A 24,449-nucleotide genomic window follows, 5' to 3' on the forward strand; every position below is an offset into this window, starting at 1 on the left:
AGGATGAGGGAGTGAGGGGAGACAAGGGAGACAAGGTAGAAGTTTTTGCCTAGTCCCCAATCCCCAATCCCCAATCCCCAATCCCCAGTCCCCAATCCCTTACCTAACATCGGGAGATGAATTTGTGATTGTTAATGCAACACAAAATGGATGGGAAGTTATCTACCATCGCGCTCATGCTTTGTTAGCAGCACAATTAGCAGGACAGTGGCGACGCAAAAATTCTCCACTACGAATATATGAAACACTCGCCGCTATTTCTCATCACGATGATTTAGAAAAAGAGTGGGAGGAAGATAATCTAACTGAAGCGGGTGCGCCCAGGGACTTCACTATGAGCAAAGACACCTCAGTCGAGAAGCTGGCTGATTTGGTGAGTAATGCTCGTTATCGAGGCCGTTGGGTAACTTTATTAATTTCCAAACACCTCAGTCGTTTAAATGAACCAAAACGTGGTGAGTCTCCTGAACTAAATCAATTTCTGGATGAACAACTGCACAACCAACAGCGTTGGCGAGAGGAACTAGGCTTGCAGACAGAAGATGTAGATGCAGCCTATGCTTTTATGCAGTGGTGCGATCGCTTATCTTTGATTCTATGTCAGCATGAACTACCTGCCGATGAGAGATTTTTAGAAATTAGTCAGGGGCCTGACGGTCAACGTTATGACATCATGCAGCGTAGTGATCATTTGGTAACTGTGCAACCTTGGCCATTTGAAGATGATAAATTTACAGTCAATATTGAGGCTTATAACTTAGAGCAAGTCAAGTTCGATAGTAACGCTGAACTGACTCAAGCACTGCAACAAGCACCGATCAAAGTGCTGGAGTGGACTTTTATCAAAAGCTAGTAGTGTGGCTAAATTATTCCGGTTGTGCCAATAAAATTTTTGACTCAGCACTCAGAACTGGCTAAACGCCGCGCTACCGCTAACAGCACTCACTTTCAACCACAAATTAAAAAGCACCTGGGAGTGTTGCCGTGTTTCCACCCCAAGTGCTTTTTGCTTTCAAATTGCTCCTCACACACAACTGGAGAATATCACTTATTTTCTTGAAGGGCAAGTATATTGTGTGACACTTTGTGAACTGCACAGACAATAGTGTTTTGTCAATCAATTAAAAAGCGCCTGGGAGTGTTGCCGTGTTTCCACCCCAGACGCTTTTTAGTTTCAACTTGCTCCTCACACACAACTAGAGAATATCATTACTTGGATAATATAGCTAGTCTGGTGAGTGACAGTTTGCAAACTGCACTAGCTCCAACATAAAAATTTAGTGTAAAAAGTGACGTACACCAGTCAACACCATTACTAAACCCAGTTCGTTGGCGGCTTTGATGGAATCTTGGTCACGTAAGCTGCCCCCTGGTTGGACAATAGCAGTAATACCTGCGGCGGCGGCGGTTCTGACGGTATCATCAAAGGGGAAAAAGCCGTCACTGGCGAGTGTTGCACCTTTAGCTTTGTCGCCAGCTTGTTCTAGGGCGATTTTTGCTGAACCGACGCGATTCATTTGACCTGCACCAACACCTAGAGTAGTGCGATCGCTTGTGATCACAATGGCATTAGATTTAACGTGTTTGCAAACTTTCCAAGCAAACAGCAATTCTGCTAATTCATCGGGTGTGGGTTGACGGTCGGTGACAACTTGCCATTTACTGGTATCTGCAACAATGTCATCGGCAGTTTGCACCAGAAAACCGCCAGCAATTTGTTTGACTAAAGTTTTCGGGCCACTGCTTAAATCTGCTAAAGTCAAAACCCGCACGTTGGTTTTTTTGGACAGAATTTTTTGGGCTTCGGCATCACAATCAGGTGCAACAACACATTCTAAAAATGTCTTAGTTAGTTCGCTGGCGGTAGCGGCATCAATTGGTTGATTGAGGGCGACAATTCCCCCAAAAGCAGAAGTAGAATCAGCATTAAAAGCCTTTTGGTAAGCTTCCACCAGGGTATTACCTAACGCTGTCCCGCAGGGATTGGTATGTTTGATGATGGTAGCGGCTGGTGTATCGGGAAATTCGGCAATAATACGACGGGCGGCTTCTAAATCAACTAAGTTGTTGTAACTGAGTTCTTTACCTTGTAGTTTTGTCGCCGCAGCCCAGCCACTGGCAGTAGTGCCGATTTGATACCAAGCCGCAGGTTGATGGGGGTTTTCGCCGTAACGCAGAGATTGTAATTCTGTGCCACTGAGATTGTATTGTTGGGGTAGGGATGCTTGAGATTGTTGACTGAGGTAGGAAGCGATCGCTTGATCGTAACTCGCTGTATGTAAAAATCCTTTTAAAGCCGCCTTTTGGCGAAATTCTAGGGATGCTTCCCCGCTATTTTGCCGTAATTCCTGCAAATATTCGTCATACTGAGCCGGATCACATAATACCGTCAAATGAGCAAAGTTCTTGGATGATGCCCGTAACATTGCTGGGCCGCCAATATCAATATTTTCAACAGCTTCTGCTAGTGTCACCCCTGGTTTAGCAATAGTCGCCTCAAAGGGATATAGATTTACCACTACCAAATCAATCGGGCGAATTTGGTTATTTTCTAAATCTGTCACGTCTTGAGGTACATCCCGCCGGGCCAAAATGCCGCCATGAATCCGGGGGTGTAGAGTTTTCACCCGTCCACCTAAAATCTCTGGTGAACCCGTGTAATCAGAAACCTTGGTAACTGGTATTCCCGCATCTTTAAGGGCTTGGGCTGTTCCCCCACTGCTGATTAAATCAAATTCAAATTCTTCAACCAAGCTACGGGCTAGGTCAATCAAACCAGTTTTGTTAGATACACTCAGCAGTGCTAGACGCGCCATGTCTCAATTCCTCAGATGCGAAAGACCCCAATTTTTGCATAACCCTTGGTTCACTTCAAGCCCATTCAGGTTAACGGGGTTGTTGAGTGGGTATATAAATAGGGAAATGAGGAAGATGTAGCTTGCTTCTCTTACGATGGAGTAAGCCTACCCATAGGGTGGGAGATGAGGAACAATATATTTTTCCAGTCCCCTATCCCCATGCCCAATGCCCAACTCCTGCTATCGGGTGAAGTGTGCAAGCAACACTCGTTGTAGTATGATGTTCATTCGTGCTACTTAAGGTAGAGGCAATGACACCTCGATTCAAATACACCAGGGCAGAGCAAGAGGATATTCAACAACTGGGATGTATCCTCGAACAGTGTTTTATTATGTCAGCTGGTGACAGTGAGATTTATGCCAAACGGATTGGTTTAGAAAACTTACGTGTTATCTATCGAGAGCAACAACTTGCTGGGGGACTGGCTATTCTCCCGATGGGTCAGTGGTGGGGGGGTCAGCGTGTACCGATGGCGGGAATTGCGGCTGTGGGTATTGCTCCAGAATATCGTGGTGATGGCGCTGCGATCGCACTAATCCAGCACACCCTTGCAGAAATTCACGCCCAGGAAGTCCCAATCTCAGTTCTCTATCCAGCTACGCAACGCCTATACCGCAAAGCCGGCTATGAGCAAGGCGGAAGTTATTGTACTTGGGAAATTAGCGCCGACAGTATCCAGTTACACGGGCAATCTTTACCTGTGCAACCTGTAGCTGTGACAAGTCAAGATATTTTTCAAGATTTATATCAGCAGCAAGCACAAGTCACTCATGGCTATTTAGACCGACATCCCGCTATTTGGAATGGCATAATTCACACAGATGATCCAACAACTGTCTACAGTTATTTAATTGGAGACAAAGACCAACCCCAAGGCTACATGATTTTTACTCAAGAACGCACCAAAGATGGCTCAATCTTCAACATTAGAGATTGGACAGTTCTTTCCAGTGCTGCTGCACAAAGTTTCTGGGCGTTTCTCGCCAAGCATCGTTCCCAAATTGATCAAGTACGCTGGAAAAGTTCTCTAGTCGATGCTCTGACATTGTTGTTACCAGAGCAATCCGCCAAAATCCGTCAACAGGATCGTTGGCTGTTAAGGATAGTTGATGTGTGCAAAGCACTGGAAGCACGGGGTTATCCACAGGGTATTGCGGCGGAATTACATTTAGAAGTACAAGATGATTTATTAATTGCTAACCACGGTAAGTTTATTTTATCTGTTGCCAATGGTCGGGGTGAAGTGACTAAGGGCGGTAAAGGTGAGTTAAGGCTAGATATTAGAGGTTTAGCATCTTTGTACAGCAGTTTATTTACACCCCATCAGTTGCAGTTAACAGGGAAACTAGAAGCAACCGCAACAGCACTCTCCACAGCCACACAAATATTTGCAGGTGCATCCCCTTGGATGGCGGATTTCTTTTGATTAGGGATTGGGGATTGGGGATTGGGGATTGGGGAAGATGAGGGGGATGAGGGGGATGAGGGGGATGAGATGGAGGCGTAAGCTTACCCCAGGGTAAGAGCAGAGGAAATAACTATTGCCTATTGCCTACTAAACTAATGACTAAATTATTTACTATGCACCAAAGTTCTGGTCGCTGGCGTTTAGGGCTGGCGTTATCATTGTTGACGGTTTTCTTGTGGGGGATTTTACCTATTGCCCTCAAGGTGGTTTTGCAATCGCTGGATGTTTACACGATTATTTGGTTTCGTTTTTTGGTGTCGTTTGTTGTACTGGCGAGTTATTTAGGTTTGCGCGGTAAATTGCCGAAGCTAGGACAATTAAGTGCTAACGCTTGGAAGTTGTTAGCGATCGCTACTCTGATGTTAGCAGCTAATTATTTTTTGTTTATGCAGGGGTTGGCGTTAACATCACCTGCTAACGCGGAAGTGATTATTCAATTAGCTACCCTATTGTTAGGCTTTGGGGGTTTGGTTGTTTTTCAAGAACGGTACAATTTGCAACAATGGTTAGGTGTTGGTGTCTTGACTTTGGGTTACATTTTGTTTTTCAAGGCTCAATTCACAAGTTTAATTACTTCCCAAGGTATCTATATTCTGGGTAGTGCCTTAGTAGTATTAGGCGCAGCAGTTTGGGCAATTTATGCTTTGGCTCAAAAGCAATTATTACAATCTCTATCTTCTGCCCATATTATGTTAATGATCTACGGGGGATGTGCTGTATTATTCACACCCTTGGCAAAAGTGGGAACAATAATTACACTCAGTAATTTGCATTTATTAACGTTAGTTTTTTGTGGTTTTAATACTCTGATTGCCTATGGTGCTTTTGCAGAATCTTTGGAACATTGGGAAGCATCAAGGGTGAGTGCAGTGTTAGCTTTAGCGCCAATTGTGACTTTAATTGCCGTAGAATTAACATCCCTAATTGCACCTAATTTAATTCCTCCAGAACGGCTGACAATTGTAGGGGTATTGGGTGCGTGTTTAGTAGTAGGTGGTTCGGTAGCGATCGCTTTAAAGAAATATTAATCATTTAGACTACATCAAAAATACTGAGGCAGACGATTTTAACATTTGTTATGATTGTATCGCTAGTAGCAATTTTGAGATAAAATCTCTTACAGGGTGAATTTTTATCTATCTCAGTATCTGCGAAAAAAATTAAATTTTCATCTTTGAATCAAGCAAAAAAATTATGCGGCTTGAATTCGGAATTCTCAGAATAAATCTATAGGACTGAAACGAATAGAACTACTCAACTGGGGTGTCAGCATAACTACCAAAGCCAACGCATCTTGCACTCACACCACCAAAACAGTTGAAAAATGAATGTTTTATGGAATCATTGGACTAGCACTATGAGTAAAAATTTGCTCTTGCTAGTCTGTTCAATCTTGCTGCCAACATCTGGTATTAATAATTCTGTCATTGCCGCAGAGAGAGTTTATACTTCTTATTCAGCTTTAGAATTATCTATTTCTGTCGCTACATTAGAAGAGTATGCTAACAAAGGTATCGTTAATGCAGAGTTAGCAATTTATCAGGAATATTTAACAGCGCAAAAATTTCAGGAATTGCAGCAGATTTTACGCACTCCTTTAAAAGTTAGTCCGGTGATATTATCGCAATTTCTGCACACACCTCAAGGAGAATTACTGCTACGGCGGTTAGCAGATGTTATTCAACCAAGATTTAGGCAAGCACAACCAGGATTTAATGCTTTACGTTCAGCGTTAATATTAGCGGCTGGTGAACCAGAAGGGTTAACCTTATTAAATCTATTACGTAAATATCCTAGTAATGGTGTCTATATTAATTTAGTGCAGAGCCTATCTATAGCGGCGGAATTAGCACAAGTAGTCAAGGAAACCCATCGTGCGATCGCAGTTGTCACTAATCAATCTAAAATAGAAGCCGCTACTATTCAAAATACTCAAGGTGTATCCCCATTACCAGATTTAAGTAATCAGGGAAAAATCACCTCACAAAAGTATCAACTACGGTTTTTTGACTCCACACGCCACCGATTATTATTAACTGATATCTATGTTCCCAATCACCAAAACTCTGCACCAGTAATTGTTATTTCTCACGGCTTAGGTGCTGATAGCAGCAACTTTCAATATTTAGCGACACACTTAGTTTCTCACGGATTTGCTGTAGTCGTTCCCAACCATCCAGGTAGTAATGCTCAACAAGTGCGATCGCGTGTTAATCAGTCAGATCATGATGTCATATCACCACAGGAATTTCAAGACCGACCTGGGGATGTAAAATATATCTTGAATCAACTGGAAACCATGAACCAGTCTGATTCTAACTTTCAAGGTAGGCTGAATCTGCAACAAGTCGGCGTTTTTGGACAATCCTTGGGAGGTTACACTGCTTTAGCATTGGCTGGCGCGAAGATTAACTTTGAGCAATTGCAACGAGACTGCAAACCAGAGACACTGCAAAAAACCTGGAATATGTCTTTATTATTGCAATGTCGGGCTTTAGCATTGCCCAACAAATCAGGACAACTAGCTAATTTACAGGATAACCGAGTTAAGGCAGCGATCGCAGTTAATCCCATCACCAGTTCTATTTTCGGTAAAGCTGGCTTCAACCAGATGAAAACCCCTGTGATGCTCATTGGTAGTAGTGAAGATACCATTGCACCGGCTTTATATGAGCAAATCTTACCTTTCTCTTGGCTGGCAAGTTCACAAAAATATCTTGCTGTGTTAGTAGGTGGAACCCATTTCACAACTATTGGTAATAGCAATCCTGACAGTCAGCAAATATCTTTACCTGTGGATGTAGTTGGGGATGCAGTGCAAGCACATCGCTATATGAATGCTTTGAGCTTACCTTTCTTTCAAACATATGTCGCCAATAATTTAGAATACTCACCCTACTTGAGTGCAGCTTATGCCAAAACTATTTCTAGTCAATCTTTAGGTTTAAGTATAGTTAAATCTCTCAGCACTACAGAATTAGCACAAGCACTAGGAAAGCAATCTAAAAATATCCAACCATAAGGTTTTGGCAATTTGGCAACCAAAATTTTACTTTTGCCATTTTAATGAATAATATCAACGGGAATCACGGGACAAAATTCCAATCCTACTTAAGTCCCATGAACCCATCGCCAGTTGTTGAAAAAGTGCTGTAGATTTACTCTACACAGAAGCAGACAATTTACAGCACTTTTTCACCGCTTCACGACAACTGGCTAATTTTGATAACCATCATCAATATATTAATCTGTTTTGATTGTTGTTCGCACAGCGTGGCGTAGCCATACTGACTTGCGTCGGTTGGAAATAGAAAATAGGAAGTGGGGAATTAGGGAATTCCAGATAAAAAATATTCCCTATGTAGGGTGCTTCAATTACAAATAATTTCTTGGTAAGTAGAAAGGTGTAAATCATTAAAGGTTTGTAGTAAGGACTTTAGTCCTTACAGAAGGACTGAAGTCCTTACTACGAAATCGATAGCAATAATTTTACATTGCTTAACATAGCTTGATTTATTTCTGCCGACTTACTTCTTTCCAGATTTTTTCTCACTGACGCACCCTATTAATTACACTAAAATCTGATTGTAGAGACGCGATCAATCGCGCCTAAATGATGATATTTCTCCACGATAATTTTTCCATAAAACTCAGTTAACACAAATTTATAAGCTCAACCGAGAACTAATAAATAATTTTACTAAACCTTTAATTATGCAAGCTCAAATAATCCCAAAATAGGTATCAATTACATTTATGAATTACAGTTAATACTTAATATGTGCAACTTTTTATACATATCATTTTTTACGTTTCATATAAAAAATATATTCAAATAAAGTATTCTAATTTGCACATTTTTTATAGAAACAAATAATTAAATAATTGCTGGTGACTATTTTATCAATCACTGATTTTTACAAAAAAACGAGATTATCAAGTATTGAGAAATTTATATTGACTTTCATGATTATTGCCAAGCAATACAAATCACTCAAGACATAATCCTTAGATTTTGATAAGCCGGAATTTATAAATTTATATACATAAATATTTTTATGCTTCTCTGTATTCTCAGCAAAATGAGCCACTGTAACTATTAATAAATACAAACTTTAAATGACACCATATTTGGATATTAAGGATATAGTAAAAATCTCTAGATATGGTTGACATAAGTAAGAAAATTATCTTAGGCTCTATATTCTTAATCTCAATTTTTAAACAAATGAAAATTTACCAGAAAAGAGTAATTAATTCCATTATGTTCAACATGAACAATGTTTGTATAATACAAATCAGAAAATTCAGCCAAAAGTCAGATATTTTTTTGCTGTTATCTAGCTTTTTTATAAGTATAAGAATGTAAGCAATTTATATATTTACTTTTTCATTCTAGGCACCAGCAAGAATAAAATTATTGTTCTGACTTTAGTTACTGTAGAGATTAATGGAAAAATCAATCTGTAGGAATTTTATTTTATTTTTGAAAAAAAACTACACCTTATAACCACAAGTAAGTATCGCTACGCCTGCCGTAAGAGATACAAAAATCGCAGCAGACTACTATATATGTTTTATCTATAAAAACTGCTGCCAAAATACTCTGTTGCCCTATTTGAGGAATTTACTAATGTCTAATATCAGCCTTAATCACGAAGATTTTGTTACTGACTCTTCACAAAACCAGGTAAAGTTTAGACATATATCTAAAATTTTACTCCGCCGACGCTTTATAGTCTTGGGGGTTTCTTGTGTAGTCATGTCAATGACTAGCTTATTGGCTGTTATGACTAAACCTACTTACAAGAGTCATATGCAAATTTTAGTAAGTTCTAATCTTCATCAAGGGGCAGAGGCTACTCAAATTGACAGTCAAAATAGTAAATTAAATCAACAATTTATTGACTATTACACGGCACAAAAAAACGTCATGCTTAGTTCTAAATTAATTGAACAAGCAGTAAATTCACTCCGTCCTGTCTATCCTAATCTGACTGTAGAAGATATCAAAGGTCAAAGTAATGACAGGCAGACATCTCCTCTTTTAGTAACTCAATTAGAGAGAAAAATTGGAACCAATAAGTATGTTAGTCCAGTTTTTGAAATTTCCTTCAAGGATAATGATCCAGTTAAAGCTTACAAAGTATTATTAGCTTTACAGAAAGTCTACCAAGACTATAATACAGAGCAACAACAGGAGCGATTGAATAAAGGTTTAGCTTTTGTGAATGCTCGCTTACCAGTGATTAGAAAACAGTTAAGACAAGCTGAAAGAAATTTAGAAAGTTTTCGTAAAAAGCATAACTTATTAGATCCTCAAGTACAAAGTCAAGTCCTGGTAAAATCTCTGGGTGATATTCAAAAACAAATCCAAACTACTCGCGCACAGTTGCAAGATGTACAAACTCGCCACAAAAATCTAGAAGAAAAAATTGCGGCTTCCAGGCAACAAGCAGTTATTAATTCTCGATTACATGAATCACCTCGCTACCAAACATTATTGAGTGAGATTCAAAAAACTGAGCAAACTCTAACTCAAGAACAGCTACGCTACACAGATGACTCTCCTATTATTGAAAGTCTCAAGCAGCAACGCCAGAATCAATTACGACTATTACAACAAGAAGTAAAACAGGTGGCTGCAAATACTCAAAAAGCAGCAGCATTAACACAAAAACAGTTAGTAGGAGTTGAACCCCAGTTAGTTGAGGAATTAATTCAATTACAGACAACTGCTTTAGGACTCACAGCTAACGAAAAGAGTTTGTTGGAGTCAGAACAGCGAATTCGTGCAGAGTTGAAAAAATACCCTAGTTTAATCGCAGAATATCAACGCCTACTTCCAGAGGTGGAAACTCATCGCCAAGCATTAGAACAAATGCTGCAAGCACAACAATCTCTGGGATTGCAAATTACTCAAGCAGGCTTTGATTGGCAAGTTATAGAAGCACCAACCCTGGGAACTGATAACAGTAATAACAGACTTTTATTGGTGTTTGGGGGTATGGTTATCGGCCCTGTGTTGGGTGTGATTATCGCTTTAATTTGGGGAATGCGTCATCGTGTGATTCATTCTACACGGGATTTGCAGCGAGTCACACATCTGAGATTACTAGGTTCTGTGCCAAAATTAGCAGCTCATGGGATGGAAAAGCGGCTTCCTAGTTTGGCTTGGAACTGGCGACGCAATACAGCACCTCCTGTAATAGAAACCAGTTCTTGGCTACCTTGCCATGAAACCTTAGATATGGTTTATCAAAATACGCAAATCTTGAAGTATCCTTTTCCCTTTAATTCTTTGATGATAACTTCTGCAATACCAGGAGAAGGAAAGACAACTTTGGCGTTGGGATTAGCGGCGAGTGCAGCCCATATGCACCAACGGGTACTACTAATTGATGCTAACTTGCGATCGCCTAAACTACACAAAGTTCTACAATTATCTAACGAATGGGGACTATCTCTACTCTTAGTTGATGAAACAGACACAACTATACAAGATTACATTCAACCCATTCACCCCTCAATTGATATTTTAACAGCCGGCCCTGTACCAGAAGATCCTGTCAAATTACTCAGTTCTCACCGCCTCAAAGAACTTATCGAGATATTTGAGCAAAGCTACGACCTAGTGCTGATAGATGCTCCAGCTATTTTAGGTACAGTTGATGCCAGAATTATGGCATCCTTATGCAATGGAATTATGATGGTGGGACGTATTGGTTGGGTAACTCAAACTGAAGTAACTCAGGCTGTAGAAATTTTGAATCAGTTGAATTTAGTTGGCATTATTGCCAATGAAGTCAGCAACTAATTTGGGGACTTCCAGATAAAAAAATATCCAAAATGTAGGGTGCGTCAGTGCGAGAAAACCTAGCTGTACCAAGAAATTATTTATACTGACGCACCCGACAAACCGTCAATTTGGAATAATTTATTTTTTGGTGTTGCCTCGTTGAGACATTGTAATGCAGTAAAAAAAGGCTTGGTAAGGCCAAGCCTTTATATACCAAGCATTTACTACACCAAGATTAATTTAACCCCACTCTTACTTTAGTTCATCTCTCTATAGAGTGTATACAAATAATTTCAAACCTGATATGAGCTAATTTCGCAAATGATAAAAAAGGTTTGGTCACCAACCAAACCTTGATAATTGCTGTGCTTAACAACTTATTAAATTAATTTAAACTTACTTTCTTTACATATCATCTTCCTTAAGTATGTAACTATTCATCTGTACATATGATATTTAACTGGCTTGGCAAAATTTGCCTTCCACATAAATGAGTAAGTGAACAAATAAAAAAGAGGCTTAAGCAATAACTCAGCCTCTAGTTATACCAGGTGTTTACCATATATTTTAAATTTATTCCCTATTTGACAATAGTTCATCTGTCAAAAAGATGTGTACAAATACTTGAAAATCTGATATGTGATTTCAATTGAGATCTAACAATAAGCTTAATTATACAAATATTCACAAAAGAAGACCCTGGGTTACAATCCAGGGCCAACACACGTTTTTCAGGCATTAACAGGCTAGATTCTAGCTGATTATAAAAAATTTTTCCCCCATCTATAGAAAGATGATAAATAATTGCTTTGTATGATAAATAACTTAAATTAGGTTGCAAAATAAGGCAAAAACTCACTAGTTAACAAAATAGGCTCGGTGATTAGCCAAGCCCATACATACCAAGAGTTTACCATATGTAATCAGTTTAGTTACACTACTACTTTAGTCCATCTATCTATAGATATGTACACACCCCCCATAGTTACTGTAGAGAGTTTCTGATGATACAATATTTAGATTAAATATCTGATGCTAAATCCCAGTCTGACAGTTAGAAACTTACACCTAAAGCCCTATCCAATATGTAGGGTGCGTCAATCAGATAAACCCTCGGCATACTAAAAAATTATTCATACTGACTTACCTTACTAACAGTCAATTTAGGATAATTTATTTTGAATTTTGAATTTTGAATTAATTCATATACATCTCCTAATACAGTTTCAGAAATTTTTTAATGTTTTGACACAATTTAGTGATCAAATTTCTTGGTTGAGATTTATATTTTATCCGTGAAAAAGAAGCAGATTTTGGAATTTTCCCCTCTAGCTGTGCGGCTTTATTTAAATCTGATGTGGCTCTATATTCATAACCCAATTGTGAGCAAACTAATCCACGGGATTTATAAGCTGCAACATAGTGAGGGTTGAGGCGAATTGCTTGGGTGAAATAGGCGATCGCTTGTTGATATTCTCCTTGAGCGACGCTCTCCAAACCATAGTTATAGAAAGTTTCTGCATCCCAGCGATGGGCGGATACTTTTGATTTCTTTTGTTGCCCCACTGATACAGTCTTTGGCTGTGTAGCAGGTGGATATTCTGATTTGAGGAGATTATAAGCAGCGTTGATTTGTTTAATTTTTACTTCTGCTTGCTGTTTCTGTTGGGGATTGGTAAAGCGATCGGGATGCCAAATTTTCACCAACTGGCGGTAGGCTCGCTTGATCTCTATCTGCGATACACCAGCTTTTAACCCTAAAATTTCATAAGCATGATCGATATCAAGGCAATCGCGCATACTGAGAACTAGAAATATATAAATCTATGTTAACTATTCCAGTCAACTCTCTTCAATCCACTCAAACACCCCATAGCGGATACCATTGGGATGGCAGCAATCGCCGTTTCTTTGAAGGCTGGTATTACCGTGTTACTTTACCGGACTGTGGTCAAACCTTTGCTTTCATGTATTCCATCGAAGATCCTATTGGTGGCAAATCTCACAGTGGTGGTGCGGCTCAAGTCCTCGGCCCGGATGATGAATATGTTTGCCGGACTTTTCCTGATGTGACTAAATTTTGGGCTAGTCAAGATGTTCTCGCTTTAGGTCATTGGGGTAAAACTCACCTCAATATCGAACCCATTTACCTTTTGCCAAAAGAGTTTACACGCCATGTCTCAGAAGGTTATCAAGCTACAGCCAAGTTGAACCAGGGTTTTATTCAAGATCCCGCCACTGGTTTTTATTGTCGTTGGCAGTATGAAATTCAGCCTATATATGGTTGGGGTAATCAAAATAGTCTTCAGCAATCAACGGCTGGCTGGCTGTCGTTTTTACAGATTTTTGAACCGGGATGGCAAATTTTGATGGCGCACGGTTTAGCTAGTGGTTGGATTGACTGGAACGGCAAAATTTATCAATTCCAGAACGCACCAGCCTATGGAGAAAAAAATTGGGGTGGTGCTTTCCCGCAAAAATGGTTTTGGCTTAACTGTAATAGCTTCGATGGCGAACCAGATTTGGCATTAACGGCTGGTGGTGGTAGGCGCGGTGTGTTGTGGTGGATGGAATCTGTAGCGATGGTTGGCTTGCATTATCAAGGCAAGTTTTATGAATTTGTTCCCTGGAACTCAAAAGTGACATGGGATATTCAGCCTTGGGGTAGATGGCAAATGACAGCCACCAATCTAGAGTATGAAGTTGAATTAACCGGAACTACGCATCTACCGGGTACACCTCTGCGTGCGCCGACAGCCAACGGTTTACAATTCTGTTGTCGGGATACTATGCAAGGCAAGCTCAATTTAGAGTTGCGGCAAATAAGGGGTAAATACCCTCTAGTCATTCTCCAAGCGCACAGCTATCTTTGTGGGTTAGAAATTGGTGGCGGTTCTTGGCACAATTCTTGGCAGTCCAGCTAAAACTACTGCTATCATTATAGATGCTTCGTAGTTGGGGCTGTAGCTCAGCTGGATAGAGCGAGCGCCTCCTAAGCGCTAGGTCGCCGGTTCGAATCTGGCCAGTCCCGTCATCAATTACGCATTTGCCCACACCAGCGATAAGCTACGCTCCGCCGTAGGCGATCGCAATGCCGATCTCTGGAATAATTACCTTATTTGCTAACTCCTGCTAATACGTGCTTTATTGCATATTAGCGAAATATGCAAATATCTGTTTGGGTGAATTTGCTCGGTTCAGATTGTTATTTTTCTTATTTTTAGAGAAAATTATTCCACAATAGACGAAGTTATAGAGCCTTGAAGAATAATCTATTGTTTAGAGGTAAGTCATTTCAGTTTGTGGTTCTTTTTCTACCACTACTAATGTTTTTGGGATACCAAGAAGCAAAAAATAATGACACACAGCCCCAAGCAATTATAGTTTTGGGTGGATCAACCAAGAACTTAGAAAGGGAGAAATTTACAGCCAAATTTGCCCGACAGCATCCAAATTTACCTATTTTGATTTCTGGCGGTAGTCCACCTACATTCACCAGACAGGTTTTTGCCAAAGCTGGCATCAATTCCCAGCGATTACATTTAGATTATGAAGCAGTAGATACTGTTACAAATTTTACTACATTAGTAGATGATTTACAAGCTCGCGGTGTAAAAAATGTGTATTTAATCACCTCAGATTTCCATATGCGCCGCGCCTGCGTCATTGGTGAGATAGTGCTGGGTAGTCGGGGAATTGGCTTTAAACCAATATCAGTCCCTTCCGAAAATACACCAGAACCGATTGAAAAATCTGTCCGCGATGGAGCTAGAGCTTTGTTGTGGGTAGCAACTGGTTACACAGGGGCGAATGACAGTAAACATCGCTAGTAAGAAAGAGGGGTGTAGGAGTGTAGAGGTGTAGGGATTTCAAAACCTATACTTGTCAGTCACTCTCTACTTTCTATTCCCCACTTCCTACTCTCTGGTTTCAAGTCAGGCGGCTATTTCTTGTACTAGAACATAAGGCTGGAGGATCAGAGTATTAAATCGCTTTTGGCGATCGCTATTCCATTCTCCCATTTGGATAACTGAAGGTTTGGCTAACAATTGTTCATCTATCCATTGTTGCACTGATGAGATATTATCAGAGGCGATCGCTTCTCCCACATCCAGTAAATCTAAGTCTTGTGACACCAAAATCACCGCATCTCGTTGGACATGAGGAATCAACCATTCCCACTCTGCTTCATCCAAGGTTTCTCTTAATTCGTCTCTTAAATCTGACATGATTTGTTTATTTTCAGGTGTATATGTTGATTTTACAGTAGTTAGCTATTAGGCATAGGGAATAGGGAAAAACAAAAAATGTCACTTATGTCGTAATCACTAAACTTCGGATTTCATAGCATTAATTTCAAACAAAGATACAATTACGCCTGTAATGGGAATTGAAATAAAAACTCCTAATAATCCCGCAACTCTTGCACCTACTAATAATGCAAAAAATACCACTACCGGATTCAGATTGAGTGTGCCTTGCATGACACGGGGAGCAATGATATTATCTTGTATTTGCTGAAGGATAATGCAGGCTATTAATACTTTGAATGCTAGCCAAACATTTTGAGATAACAAAAAGAAAGTAATGGTGCTGATGCCTAAAGTTGCACCAATACCTGGAATAATGTCAAGTATCCCAACGATGAATGCTAATAACAAAGCAAAAGGTACTTGAAATAATATAAAAACAATAAAAGTTGAAGTTGTCAAAAATAAAGTTAATAATAATTGTCCTCGAAAAAATCCTAAAAAATTACGTTGGATAATCTGTGTAAATTGATCACGACGGTTTCTTGGCAATATTCTGAGAATCAAATTCCAAAGTTTTTCACCATCCAAGAGCATAAAGAAGGCGACAACTGCAATCACTATAAAAGTAATAAAATTAGTCAGCAATTGTTGCACAATAGCTAAACTTGTAACTAAAGTTGATATGGCTTGATTACGTAACTGTTCTTGAATGACGCTTAAATCTATTTGCAGATTACGATTACGCAATACTTCTTCAACTTTTTCTAGTAAAGGAACGAAAGAAGCTAAAAAAGCAGAGATACTATCAATTAATTGTTGTCCTTGAGATAAAACTGCTATACCCACTGTAATCAGTAATCCACCAAGAACCACAATACTAATTAGGAAAACTACGACAACTGCTATACCTTTAGGTAAAAATCGCCGTAGCCATTTGACGGGGTAGCTGAGTAAAAAAGCCAAAATTGTGGCGAAGGTAAAAATAATAATGATGGTTTTAAAATACTCTAGAAGTTGAACAATAGTCCAACCGACAGCAACTAATAACAAAAAGCGGACTAACGCTAAATTATGCAAGCGATTCCACAGGTTTTTGGCTTCAAAGCCACTCATAGATAATGGAGATAGGTTGAGTAACTGATTTTGAATTTACAAAAACCAAATGGCGATCGCCACCTTCTTAAAGCATATTTACTAGATATTTTCTTTAACGCCCTAAATCGTGCATCTCGTTGATGACTGTGGTACATTTGTGCGTCACCGCCTCCAATTCCTCTTTGTTAGTAGAACCAGGAGTATCAATTAATTGACCAATTCTGATAGATAGGGGAACTGCACGAGGAAGGGGTGAGCCTGGTTGTAGAATTTTCTCGGAACCCCACAAACATACGGGTAATATGGGCGCTTTGGCCTTAGCAGCTAACAAGGCTGCACCCCTTTTAGGGTCTTGAATCCGACCATCGGGGGTACGAGTACCTTCTAAAAACACACCTACAGCCCAGCCATTATCAAGATATTCTAGAGCTGCACGGATAGCATTGCGATCGGCACTGCCCCGACTGACTGGGTAAGCACCATACAATTTAATCGCCTGTGCCAAAACAGGGACATCAAATAATTCTTCCTTAGCCATGTAAGCCACTGGCCGACGGACACAATTAGAGACAATCGGCGGGTCAAAATAGCTAGCATGATTACTCACAACTACCAACGGGCCAGATTGGGGGACATTTTCCACACCATAAATCCGTCCCCGAAAGTAAGCGTGAAGCATCGGACTAACAATTGACCACTTAAAAGCGTGGTAGAGTGCCAGACTAATCAAAGGTTCGCGGCTTCGAGACATAATAACTGGGGGAGTGGGGAGTGGTGAATGGGGAGTGGTGAATGGGGAGGGATGAGTAATTAATCTTAAATCGCCCTACTCCCTAGTCCCTATTCCCTACTCCCTAATTTGGTAATTCCGCAACATTACGGACGTTTTCTAAAATTAAATCAGGAGTGGTACGTTTAATCAAACCAGTGAGGACGTTACCGGGGCCAATTTCTACTACTTTCTCAATGCTGTTGACTGGTAGTTGTAGGGCAATTTCTCGCCAGCGTACTGAACCAGTCATCTGTTGACTGAGGCGTTGCTTTAAAATTTCGGCATCAACGGCGGGGACTGGTTCAACATTAGATAATACTGGGACTGTAGCAGGTTGAAAGTCTACAGAGTCGAGAATTGCTTGAAACTCTGTTGCGGCAGATGCCATTAAATGTGAATGAAATGCGCCGGAAACTTTCAGGGGAATAGCACGTTTAGCTTTCACTTGAGACATGACTGTTTGTACTGCCTCTGGTGTACCGGAGATGACTACCTGTGCTGGACTGTTGTCATTGGCTAAAACTACATCAGCAGTTTCAGCAATCACTTTTTCCAACTGTTCACGGTCAAAGTTCATCAAAGCTGCCATCATTCCCCCGGCTGCACTATCCATAAGTTCAGCACGTCGCTTGACTAGCTGTAATCCAACTGACCACTCAAATACATCTGCAACATACAGGGCAATATATTCTCCTAAACTGTGACCGGCAACTAAATCTGGCTGGTGTCCTTTTTCCCGAACTAGGTCGGCTAGGATACTCTCAACCACGTACAGACAGGGCTGGGTGTAAAATGTCTGAGATAATTTTTCTTCTTCATTTTGGCAGATATCTGTCACCGACCAGCCGAGGATTGCCTCAGCTTGGGCAAACTTGTCTTTCACACCTGGTATATCTAATAAGTCTGTTCCCATGCCTAGGGCTTGAGAACCTTGTCCGGGAAACACCCATGCGGTTTTAGTCATTGGTCAATGGTCAATAGTCATTGGAAAAGGGACTGGGGACTGGGGACTGGAGACTGGGGAGCCAGCCGCGTGGGCGGGTTTCCCGACTTGTAGCTTGCTTCCCCGAAGGGGTGCGGACTGGCGTGACTGGGGACTGGGTGAGACTTTTCCCAATCCCTAATCCCCGATACCCAATCCCCAATCACTACCGTCCCCATTGGAAAATTGCTGCGCCCCAGGTGAGCCCGGCTCCAAAGCCGGATGTAGCAACGATGTCGTTGGGTTTGATTTTGCCTTGGCGCACGGCTTCATCTAAAGCTAGGGGGATGGAGGCGGCGGAGGTATTGCCGTAGTTAGCAAGATTACTGATGACCTTGTGTTCGGGAACACTGAGGCGTTGGGCAACAGCATCAAGAATGCGCTGATTGGCTTGATGTAGTAGCAGCCAGTCGATTTGGTCAACGGTGAGGTTAGCGGCAAATAATGCTTTATCGATGATTTCTGGCACTTTTTGGGCGGCAAAGCGGTAAACTTCTTTACCATTCATGGTGATGGGTTGATAAGTACCTTGAGCCACATTTACGCCTGGGATGATTTCTTGGGGAGTATCTTGGTAGGCTAGATTGAGGTAGTGGTTTTGCGTACCGTCACTTTTGAGGGCAAATCCTAACAAGCGATCGCTATCATTGGCTTGCAATACAACTGCTCCTGCACCATCCCCAAACAAAACGCAAGTGCGTCTGTCTTGCCAATCTACCCAACGGGAGAGGATATCTGCCCCAATTAACAGTATATGGCGATATACTCCAGTTCTAATGTATTGGGCGGCTGTGACTAGCCCAAACACAAACCCAGAACAAGCAGCAGTGAGGTCAAAAGCAACTGCTTTGGTAGCGCCTAACTGAGCTTGAATTTTACACGCACTACCAAACAGATCATCTGGGGTGGAAGTGGCTAGTAGAATCAGATCCAAATCAGCTGGTGTAATCCCAGCCGAGGCGATCGCTTTTAGCCCAGCCGCAGTAGCTAGCCCACTCAAGGAATCAGTGGGATCTGCTAAACGACGCTGACGAATTCCGGTTCTGGTAGTAATCCACTCATCTGATGTTTCCACCAGTTGGGTCAATTGTTGATTGTGAAGGGAAGTTGCTGGTACTGCCGAACCACTTCCTGTAATTGCTATACCTAAATTTTGCACTCCTTGTCTCCCCAGCTATCAGCTTTTAGTCATTAGTCATCAGTCATTAGTCATTAGTCTTCAACTGCTAACCAATGACTTTCACTAGCTATTAATTGCTAGTCTTGTGGCTGATTGCTAACTACTCTCACTCTGTAGCATCTCATATTGGGATCGCAGTTGTTGCATTACCTGATTATCTACAGCTTCTTTAGCCATGCGAATGGCGTTGAAAACTGAAGGAGCTTGAGAACTACCATGACCGATTAAACAAACTCCTGACACCCCTAAAAGTAATGCACCGCCATGTTCGGCGTGATCCATACGCTGTTTAATGCGTTTGAGGTTGGGTTTTAAAAGAGCTGTACCAATTTGACCGTGCAATCCTTGGGGTAATTCTTCCCGTAAGATTTGTAAGATCACTCCACCGATGGCTTCAGCAAATTTGAGTAAAATATTGCCGACAAAACCATCACAGACTATAACATCAAATTCACCGGAAAGTACATCTCGCCCTTCCGCATTACCAATAAAGCTAATGTAAGGATTTTCCCGCAATAGCTCATGAGTCCGCAAGGCTAGTTCATTGCCTTTGGTGTCTTCCTCGCCAATATTCAATAAACCTACTTTGGGTTCATCAGTACCGAGAACATATTGGCTATAAATTGAACCAATCACAGCAAATTGTTCTAAAAACTTGGGACGACAATCTACGTTTGCGCCCACATCCAGTATTAAAACTGGCTTACCTGCCTTAATTGTGGGAAAAACTGTACCAATAGCTGGACGGTCAACCCCTGGCAATCGTCCCAAACGGAGTAAGGCTGATGCCATTGCTGCCCCCGAATGACCAGCAGAGAATACTGCGTCTGCCTGTTGCTGCTTTACCAAATCCATCGCCACATTGATAGAAGCCTTGCGTTTGCGTCTGACCGCATTTAAAGGCTCTTCATCCATAGCGATCGCATCCTCAGCCGCTACAATCTCTACCCCTTCCACATTAGTTTTTGGGGGCAAGGCAGCTTTAATTTGTTGGGGATCACCCACCAATAAAACTTTCACACCTAATTCTTCACTGGCTCGTACCGCGCCAGTAACGATTTCACCGGGAGCGTTATCCCCTCCCATTGCGTCAATTGCTATCCGCACGCCAGTCGATCCCATTGCTTAGAGCTTCTTAGAAACCTTACAAATTTTACCAGATGGCTTTACTGAAAAACCTTAACTTTCTGGCTGCCGAATTACTGTTGTGATTTTTGCAACAGATGATGACAGTAAGCCAACGATAGCACGAATTATTTGGGAATGGGGAATGGGGAATGGGGAATGGGGCATAGAGCATTGGGATACGAGGAATTGGGGCAAGGGTGCAGGGTGCAAGAAGTGCGAATTTTCCCCCTCATCCCCCTCATCCCCCTCATCTCCCTCATCTTCCTCATCTTCCTCATCTCCCTCATCTCCCCTGCTTCTTACCCAGCACCCAGTCCCCAGTCCCCAATACCTAGTCCCCAGTACCCAATACCCAATTAACCAGCATTCTCACACCAAAGCCGGTGGCACCAGTGCCGTTATAGCCACTGTCTTTGTCTGCCCAAACTGGCCCAGCAATATCTAGGTGCGCCCACGCAGTGTCTTTGACAAACTGTTTGAGGAATAAAGCGGCGGTAATTGATCCACCAGGACGGGGTCCGGTGTTTTTCATGTCGGCAATGCTAGATTTTAAGCCTTCAAAATATCTGTCTTCCATTGGCATCCGCCAAATTTTTTCACCTGAGCTTTCTGAAGCTTGTTCTAGTTGTGCTACTAAAGCATCGTCAGGAGAGTATAATCCGGCTATGTCGTCACCCAAGGCAATCACACACGCGCCTGTGAGGGTAGCTAAATCAACGATCGCATCTAATCCTAATTTGTCGGCAAAAACTAAGGCATCTGCTAGAGTCAAACGCCCTTCAGCATCGGTATTATTCACTTCAATGGTTTTGCCGTTGGATGCTGTGAGGATATCACCTGGGTGCATGGCGTGTCCGCTAATCATGTTTTCCGTCACAGCCGAGATAAAGTGAACTTCCACATCTGGCTTGAGTTGGGCGAGCGCTTTGGCTGCGCCTAAAGTAGCGGCTGCCCCACCCATATCGATTTTCATGGTTTCGATACCGCTACCCGCGCCTTTGATGTTGAGTCCACCAGAATCAAAGGTTAAGCCTTTACCGACAATCCCTAGTTTGCGTTTGGGTGTACCTTCTGGTTTGTAGGTGAGGTGAATAAATTTTGGTGGCAAATCAGAAGCTTGAGCAACTCCTAAAAAAGCACCCATGCCTAATTTTTCACAGTCTGCTTGTTCCAGAATTTCAATCTGCAAACCATGATCTTGGGCAATTTGTTGGGCGGTTTCTGCCATCGTAATCGGTGTCACAGAGTTGGCTGGTGCTGCTACTAATTGCCGAGCCAAGATTACCCCGGAAACGATTTGGTTAGCTTTGGTGATTGCGGCTTCTTGTCCCGCAAAGCCAAGAAATTCGATAGTTTCGACTTGTGAGCCTTTATCTTCTGGATCGGATTTAAAGCGAATGTCTTGGTATAGGGCTAGTTGTACACCTTCTGCTAGTGCTTGTACAGTGGCGGCTGGATCATTGTTCCACAAAGGAAAACTAAAGCCTAAAACTTTGGTTTTTTGTTTTTTGGCGACTTTGCCTACAGCCGCAGCCGCACGTCTAAGGGTGTCTGGTTTGAGGTGATCAGCTTTTCCTAAACCCACCAAAATGATTTTTTTGATGGGGCTAGCACCAGTCACACGAGTAAAAATGGTGCTGTTGGCTTTGCCTGTAAATTCTTCTTCTGCAATGATGTCTTTTAAAATGCCAGCAAACTGCTCATCTAAAGTTGCCAGTTCACCGGTTAACTCTACTGCTTCTTCAAATAATGCGATCGCTAACGTATCGCCAGCCCACTCTAGCAAGGGCTTGTCACTCAGTTGAATTGCCATTTTTGAATTTTGTGTAAATATCCCTTCTTGTACAAGTATTGCTCAAAATTTTCGTTTCAGAGTGGGGGGGTTGGGGACTGAGAAGCAGTTTTATGATTGATAGTTTAAGAGCGATCGCTAGGAAAAAAATACGAGAAATTGATCAAATATTCATACTGCGGCTTGAGGTTTTTTCACTTTAGCCTCTAGCACAGCAGGCTCTACTGATTGTAGTTGACCATGATTCAGTGTCCAACAACGGTCTGCGATCGCCAGCATATCACCCGCATCATGTGTGACTACTAACAATGTCCAGTCTTGTTTGAGTTTCGCTAATAAACTCACTAATTGCTGACGCATTGACCAATCTAAACCTGCTGTCGGTTCATCTAATAATAATAGATTGGGTTGGCGAATCAGTTGAACTGCTAGGGCTAAACGGCGTTGCTGTCCTCCACTTAAAGCATGAGGTGCAGCAGAGAGGGATAAATGCTCTAATCCTACTTCCCCTAGTGCTTGTCTAACCCGCTCAGTTCCTAGTTCGGGATGCCCTAAACGTAATTCTTCTAAAATCGTACCACCGCAAAAGTGCCGTTCGGGAAACTGAAATACTAAACCAGCTAATTGTTGTAGCTGTTCAGAGATGAGTTCTTGTTCTCGCCAAAAAACTGCTCCTGATGTGGGTTCAGCCAGTCCAGACAAAATCTCTAGTAAGGTACTTTTACCAGAACCACTAGGGCCAATTATCAACCCTAGCTGTTGGGGTGGTAATTCCAAGTTGATGGATTTGAGAATTGCTGTAGGGCAAGCTGTGGGATGATAAGTTAGATTTCTGAGATAGAGCATTTGTTAAAATTACCGAAAATTTGGCGGTGATTGGGGATTGGGCAATAGGCGTAAACCTATAGATAAATCCAACGTTTAGCAGTTAACATCCGCTTGTTTTACTATTTTGACCAATTTGTCCATTAGTAATAGCTACAACAAATATAGGAACTTGTAAAAATTACTCAAGTCTAGTTGAAGAGAGTATTTTAGCCGCACAAGATGCAATTTTTAGTTACATATTTACTGGTTTTAAGTAACATATAAAACAATTTTAACCGCAATATTTCTGAGGCTGGTAATGACTAAAAAGTTTTTTTCTCCTCAAATGCTGAGATTTTCTCAATTAACTAAGCTCGCGCAGACGACTTTTGGAGTAGCGATAGCCATCGCTCTCAATTTGTCGATAAATCCAAGTTTAGCTGGTGATCCCTTTCGCACTAATGAGCCTCGTAAAATTGGCGACAATACGGAAGCCGCTTTTAAAGCCGTCTTTTACAAAGGTGATTATCCAGCCGCAGAGCGTTATCTCAAACAAGCAGTATCTACCGAATCCGATGAACCTCTAGCTTATGCGATGAAGGCATCTTTAGCATACATTAATGGAGATTTGGCAGGACTAGACAAGTACAGCCAAAAAACCCTAGCAACTGGGCAAAAATTGATTGCTACTGACGAATTACGCGGTAATATCTATGCTGCTGTCGGACATTTTTTAGAAGGTGCATTCATTCTCACCCGTGAAGGTACAATCAAAGGCGCACCCAAAGCTTTAAGTCGGCTAAGACAAGTCTATCAGCATCTAGATAAAGCTGAAGGAATTTCCCCTAAAGACCCAGAATTGAACTTGCTCAAAGGTTACATGGATTTGATGCTGGCGGTTAGCCTACCCTTTGCTAATCCAGATGAAGCAATTGAACGTCTAGAAAACAATGCAGCACCTGAGTATTTAGCACATCGAGGAATTGCGATCGCCTATCGTGACTTAAAACAATATTCTCAAGCCTTAGATTACGCTAACCGTGCCATAAAAGTTGCAGCAGACAACCCAGAGTTGTATTATCTAAAAGCCCAAATTCTCAAAGAACAGGGTACAAAAGACAAAAGCCAGCAACTAATTCAAGAAGCGATCGCTAATTTTGACACAGCCTTAACCAAAAAATCCCAACTCCCCAGAGATTTGGTAAAACAAATTGAACGCGAACGCAATAGTGCAGTAAATAGTTTAAATAATTTAGGTGGGTGATCAAGACAAAGGCATAGGGAATTGGGCATTGAGCAGTTAAAGAAATGCCT

18 protein-coding genes and 1 tRNA gene are annotated in these 24,449 nt (G+C 41.5%); 9 read left to right on the top strand and 10 right to left on the bottom strand.

Annotation, left to right across the window (positions count from 1 at the left end; genetic code table 11):
• Window positions 1-124 precede the first annotated feature (124 nt).
• Entirely contained in the window at window positions 125-853 is a 729-nt protein-coding gene (locus NOS7524_RS16630) for a DUF3891 family protein (protein ID WP_015139654.1), read from the top strand.
• A gap of 424 nt (window positions 854-1,277) precedes the next feature.
• Here NOS7524_RS16630 and purH read toward each other — a convergent pair whose 3' ends face one another.
• A complete protein-coding gene (gene purH / locus NOS7524_RS16635) occupies window positions 1,278-2,816 on the bottom strand; it encodes a bifunctional phosphoribosylaminoimidazolecarboxamide formyltransferase/IMP cyclohydrolase (RefSeq protein WP_015139655.1) in 1,539 nt (512 codons plus the stop codon).
• A gap of 293 nt (window positions 2,817-3,109) precedes the next feature.
• On the opposite strand from purH, the gene NOS7524_RS16640 reads away from it, so the two are divergent.
• The 4 genes from NOS7524_RS16640 (at window position 3,110) to NOS7524_RS16655 (ending at window position 11,144) form a co-directional block, all read left to right on the top strand.
• On the top strand, window positions 3,110-4,285 hold the full coding sequence (locus tag NOS7524_RS16640) for a GNAT family N-acetyltransferase (protein ID WP_015139656.1): 1,176 nt from the start codon (window positions 3,110-3,112) through the stop codon (window positions 4,283-4,285).
• 155 nt (window positions 4,286-4,440) lie between these two features.
• Window positions 4,441-5,355, top strand: coding sequence for a DMT family transporter (locus NOS7524_RS16645; RefSeq protein WP_041555815.1), 915 nt, complete (start codon window positions 4,441-4,443; stop codon window positions 5,353-5,355).
• A 296-nt stretch (window positions 5,356-5,651) separates the two neighbouring features.
• Window positions 5,652-7,349 (top strand): alpha/beta hydrolase, encoded by a 1,698-nt coding sequence (locus NOS7524_RS16650; protein ID WP_085999912.1) that lies wholly within the window; start codon window positions 5,652-5,654, stop codon window positions 7,347-7,349.
• A gap of 1,611 nt (window positions 7,350-8,960) precedes the next feature.
• Complete coding sequence (locus NOS7524_RS16655) at window positions 8,961-11,144, top strand: GumC family protein (protein ID WP_015139659.1); 2,184 nt, start codon at window positions 8,961-8,963, stop codon at window positions 11,142-11,144.
• A 1,197-nt stretch (window positions 11,145-12,341) separates the two neighbouring features.
• Here the strand turns inward: NOS7524_RS16655 and NOS7524_RS16660 are convergent.
• The gene (locus NOS7524_RS16660) at window positions 12,342-12,926 is read right to left on the bottom strand and encodes a J domain-containing protein (RefSeq protein ID WP_015139660.1); all 585 of its coding nucleotides are present in this window, start codon (window positions 12,924-12,926) and stop codon (window positions 12,342-12,344) included.
• Window positions 12,927-12,952: 26 nt separating this feature from the next.
• On the opposite strand from NOS7524_RS16660, the gene NOS7524_RS16665 reads away from it, so the two are divergent.
• The 3 genes from NOS7524_RS16665 (at window position 12,953) to NOS7524_RS16675 (ending at window position 14,956) form a co-directional block, all read left to right on the top strand.
• Window positions 12,953-14,050: a tocopherol cyclase family protein gene (locus tag NOS7524_RS16665; RefSeq protein ID WP_015139661.1), complete on the top strand. Its 1,098-nt coding sequence runs from the start codon at window positions 12,953-12,955 to the stop codon at window positions 14,048-14,050.
• A gap of 33 nt (window positions 14,051-14,083) precedes the next feature.
• Window positions 14,084-14,157, top strand: a tRNA-Arg gene (locus NOS7524_RS16670).
• A 295-nt stretch (window positions 14,158-14,452) separates the two neighbouring features.
• Window positions 14,453-14,956, top strand: coding sequence for a YdcF family protein (locus tag NOS7524_RS16675; protein WP_041555365.1), 504 nt, complete (start codon window positions 14,453-14,455; stop codon window positions 14,954-14,956).
• A 105-nt stretch (window positions 14,957-15,061) separates the two neighbouring features.
• Here NOS7524_RS16675 and NOS7524_RS16680 read toward each other — a convergent pair whose 3' ends face one another.
• The 8 genes from NOS7524_RS16680 to NOS7524_RS16715 form a co-directional block, all read right to left on the bottom strand.
• On the bottom strand, window positions 15,062-15,355 hold the full coding sequence (locus NOS7524_RS16680; RefSeq protein ID WP_015139663.1) for a DUF2288 domain-containing protein: 294 nt from the start codon (window positions 15,353-15,355) through the stop codon (window positions 15,062-15,064).
• A 99-nt stretch (window positions 15,356-15,454) separates the two neighbouring features.
• Complete coding sequence (locus NOS7524_RS16685; RefSeq protein ID WP_015139664.1) at window positions 15,455-16,492, bottom strand: AI-2E family transporter; 1,038 nt, start codon at window positions 16,490-16,492, stop codon at window positions 15,455-15,457.
• Window positions 16,493-16,586: 94 nt separating this feature from the next.
• The gene (locus NOS7524_RS16690) at window positions 16,587-17,225 is read right to left on the bottom strand and encodes a lysophospholipid acyltransferase family protein (protein WP_015139665.1); all 639 of its coding nucleotides are present in this window, start codon (window positions 17,223-17,225) and stop codon (window positions 16,587-16,589) included.
• A 103-nt stretch (window positions 17,226-17,328) separates the two neighbouring features.
• A complete protein-coding gene (gene fabD / locus NOS7524_RS16695) occupies window positions 17,329-18,210 on the bottom strand; it encodes an ACP S-malonyltransferase (RefSeq protein ID WP_015139666.1) in 882 nt (293 codons plus the stop codon).
• Between the two features lie 184 nt (window positions 18,211-18,394).
• Window positions 18,395-19,387 (bottom strand): beta-ketoacyl-ACP synthase III, encoded by a 993-nt coding sequence (locus tag NOS7524_RS16700; protein ID WP_015139667.1) that lies wholly within the window; start codon window positions 19,385-19,387, stop codon window positions 18,395-18,397.
• A 117-nt stretch (window positions 19,388-19,504) separates the two neighbouring features.
• Window positions 19,505-20,530: a phosphate acyltransferase PlsX gene (gene plsX, locus NOS7524_RS16705; protein WP_015139668.1), complete on the bottom strand. Its 1,026-nt coding sequence runs from the start codon at window positions 20,528-20,530 to the stop codon at window positions 19,505-19,507.
• Between the two features lie 337 nt (window positions 20,531-20,867).
• Complete coding sequence (locus NOS7524_RS16710) at window positions 20,868-22,349, bottom strand: leucyl aminopeptidase (protein WP_015139669.1); 1,482 nt, start codon at window positions 22,347-22,349, stop codon at window positions 20,868-20,870.
• 150 nt (window positions 22,350-22,499) lie between these two features.
• A complete protein-coding gene (locus NOS7524_RS16715; RefSeq protein WP_015139670.1) occupies window positions 22,500-23,174 on the bottom strand; it encodes an ABC transporter ATP-binding protein in 675 nt (224 codons plus the stop codon).
• 280 nt (window positions 23,175-23,454) lie between these two features.
• Between NOS7524_RS16715 and NOS7524_RS16720 the strand changes: the two genes are divergently transcribed.
• The gene (locus NOS7524_RS16720; RefSeq protein ID WP_015139671.1) at window positions 23,455-24,399 is read left to right on the top strand and encodes a Sll0314/Alr1548 family TPR repeat-containing protein; all 945 of its coding nucleotides are present in this window, start codon (window positions 23,455-23,457) and stop codon (window positions 24,397-24,399) included.
• Window positions 24,400-24,449 lie beyond the last annotated feature (50 nt).

The sequence above is a fragment of the Nostoc sp. PCC 7524 genome (genome assembly GCF_000316645.1).
In the GTDB taxonomy this organism is placed as follows: domain Bacteria; phylum Cyanobacteriota; class Cyanobacteriia; order Cyanobacteriales; family Nostocaceae; genus Trichormus.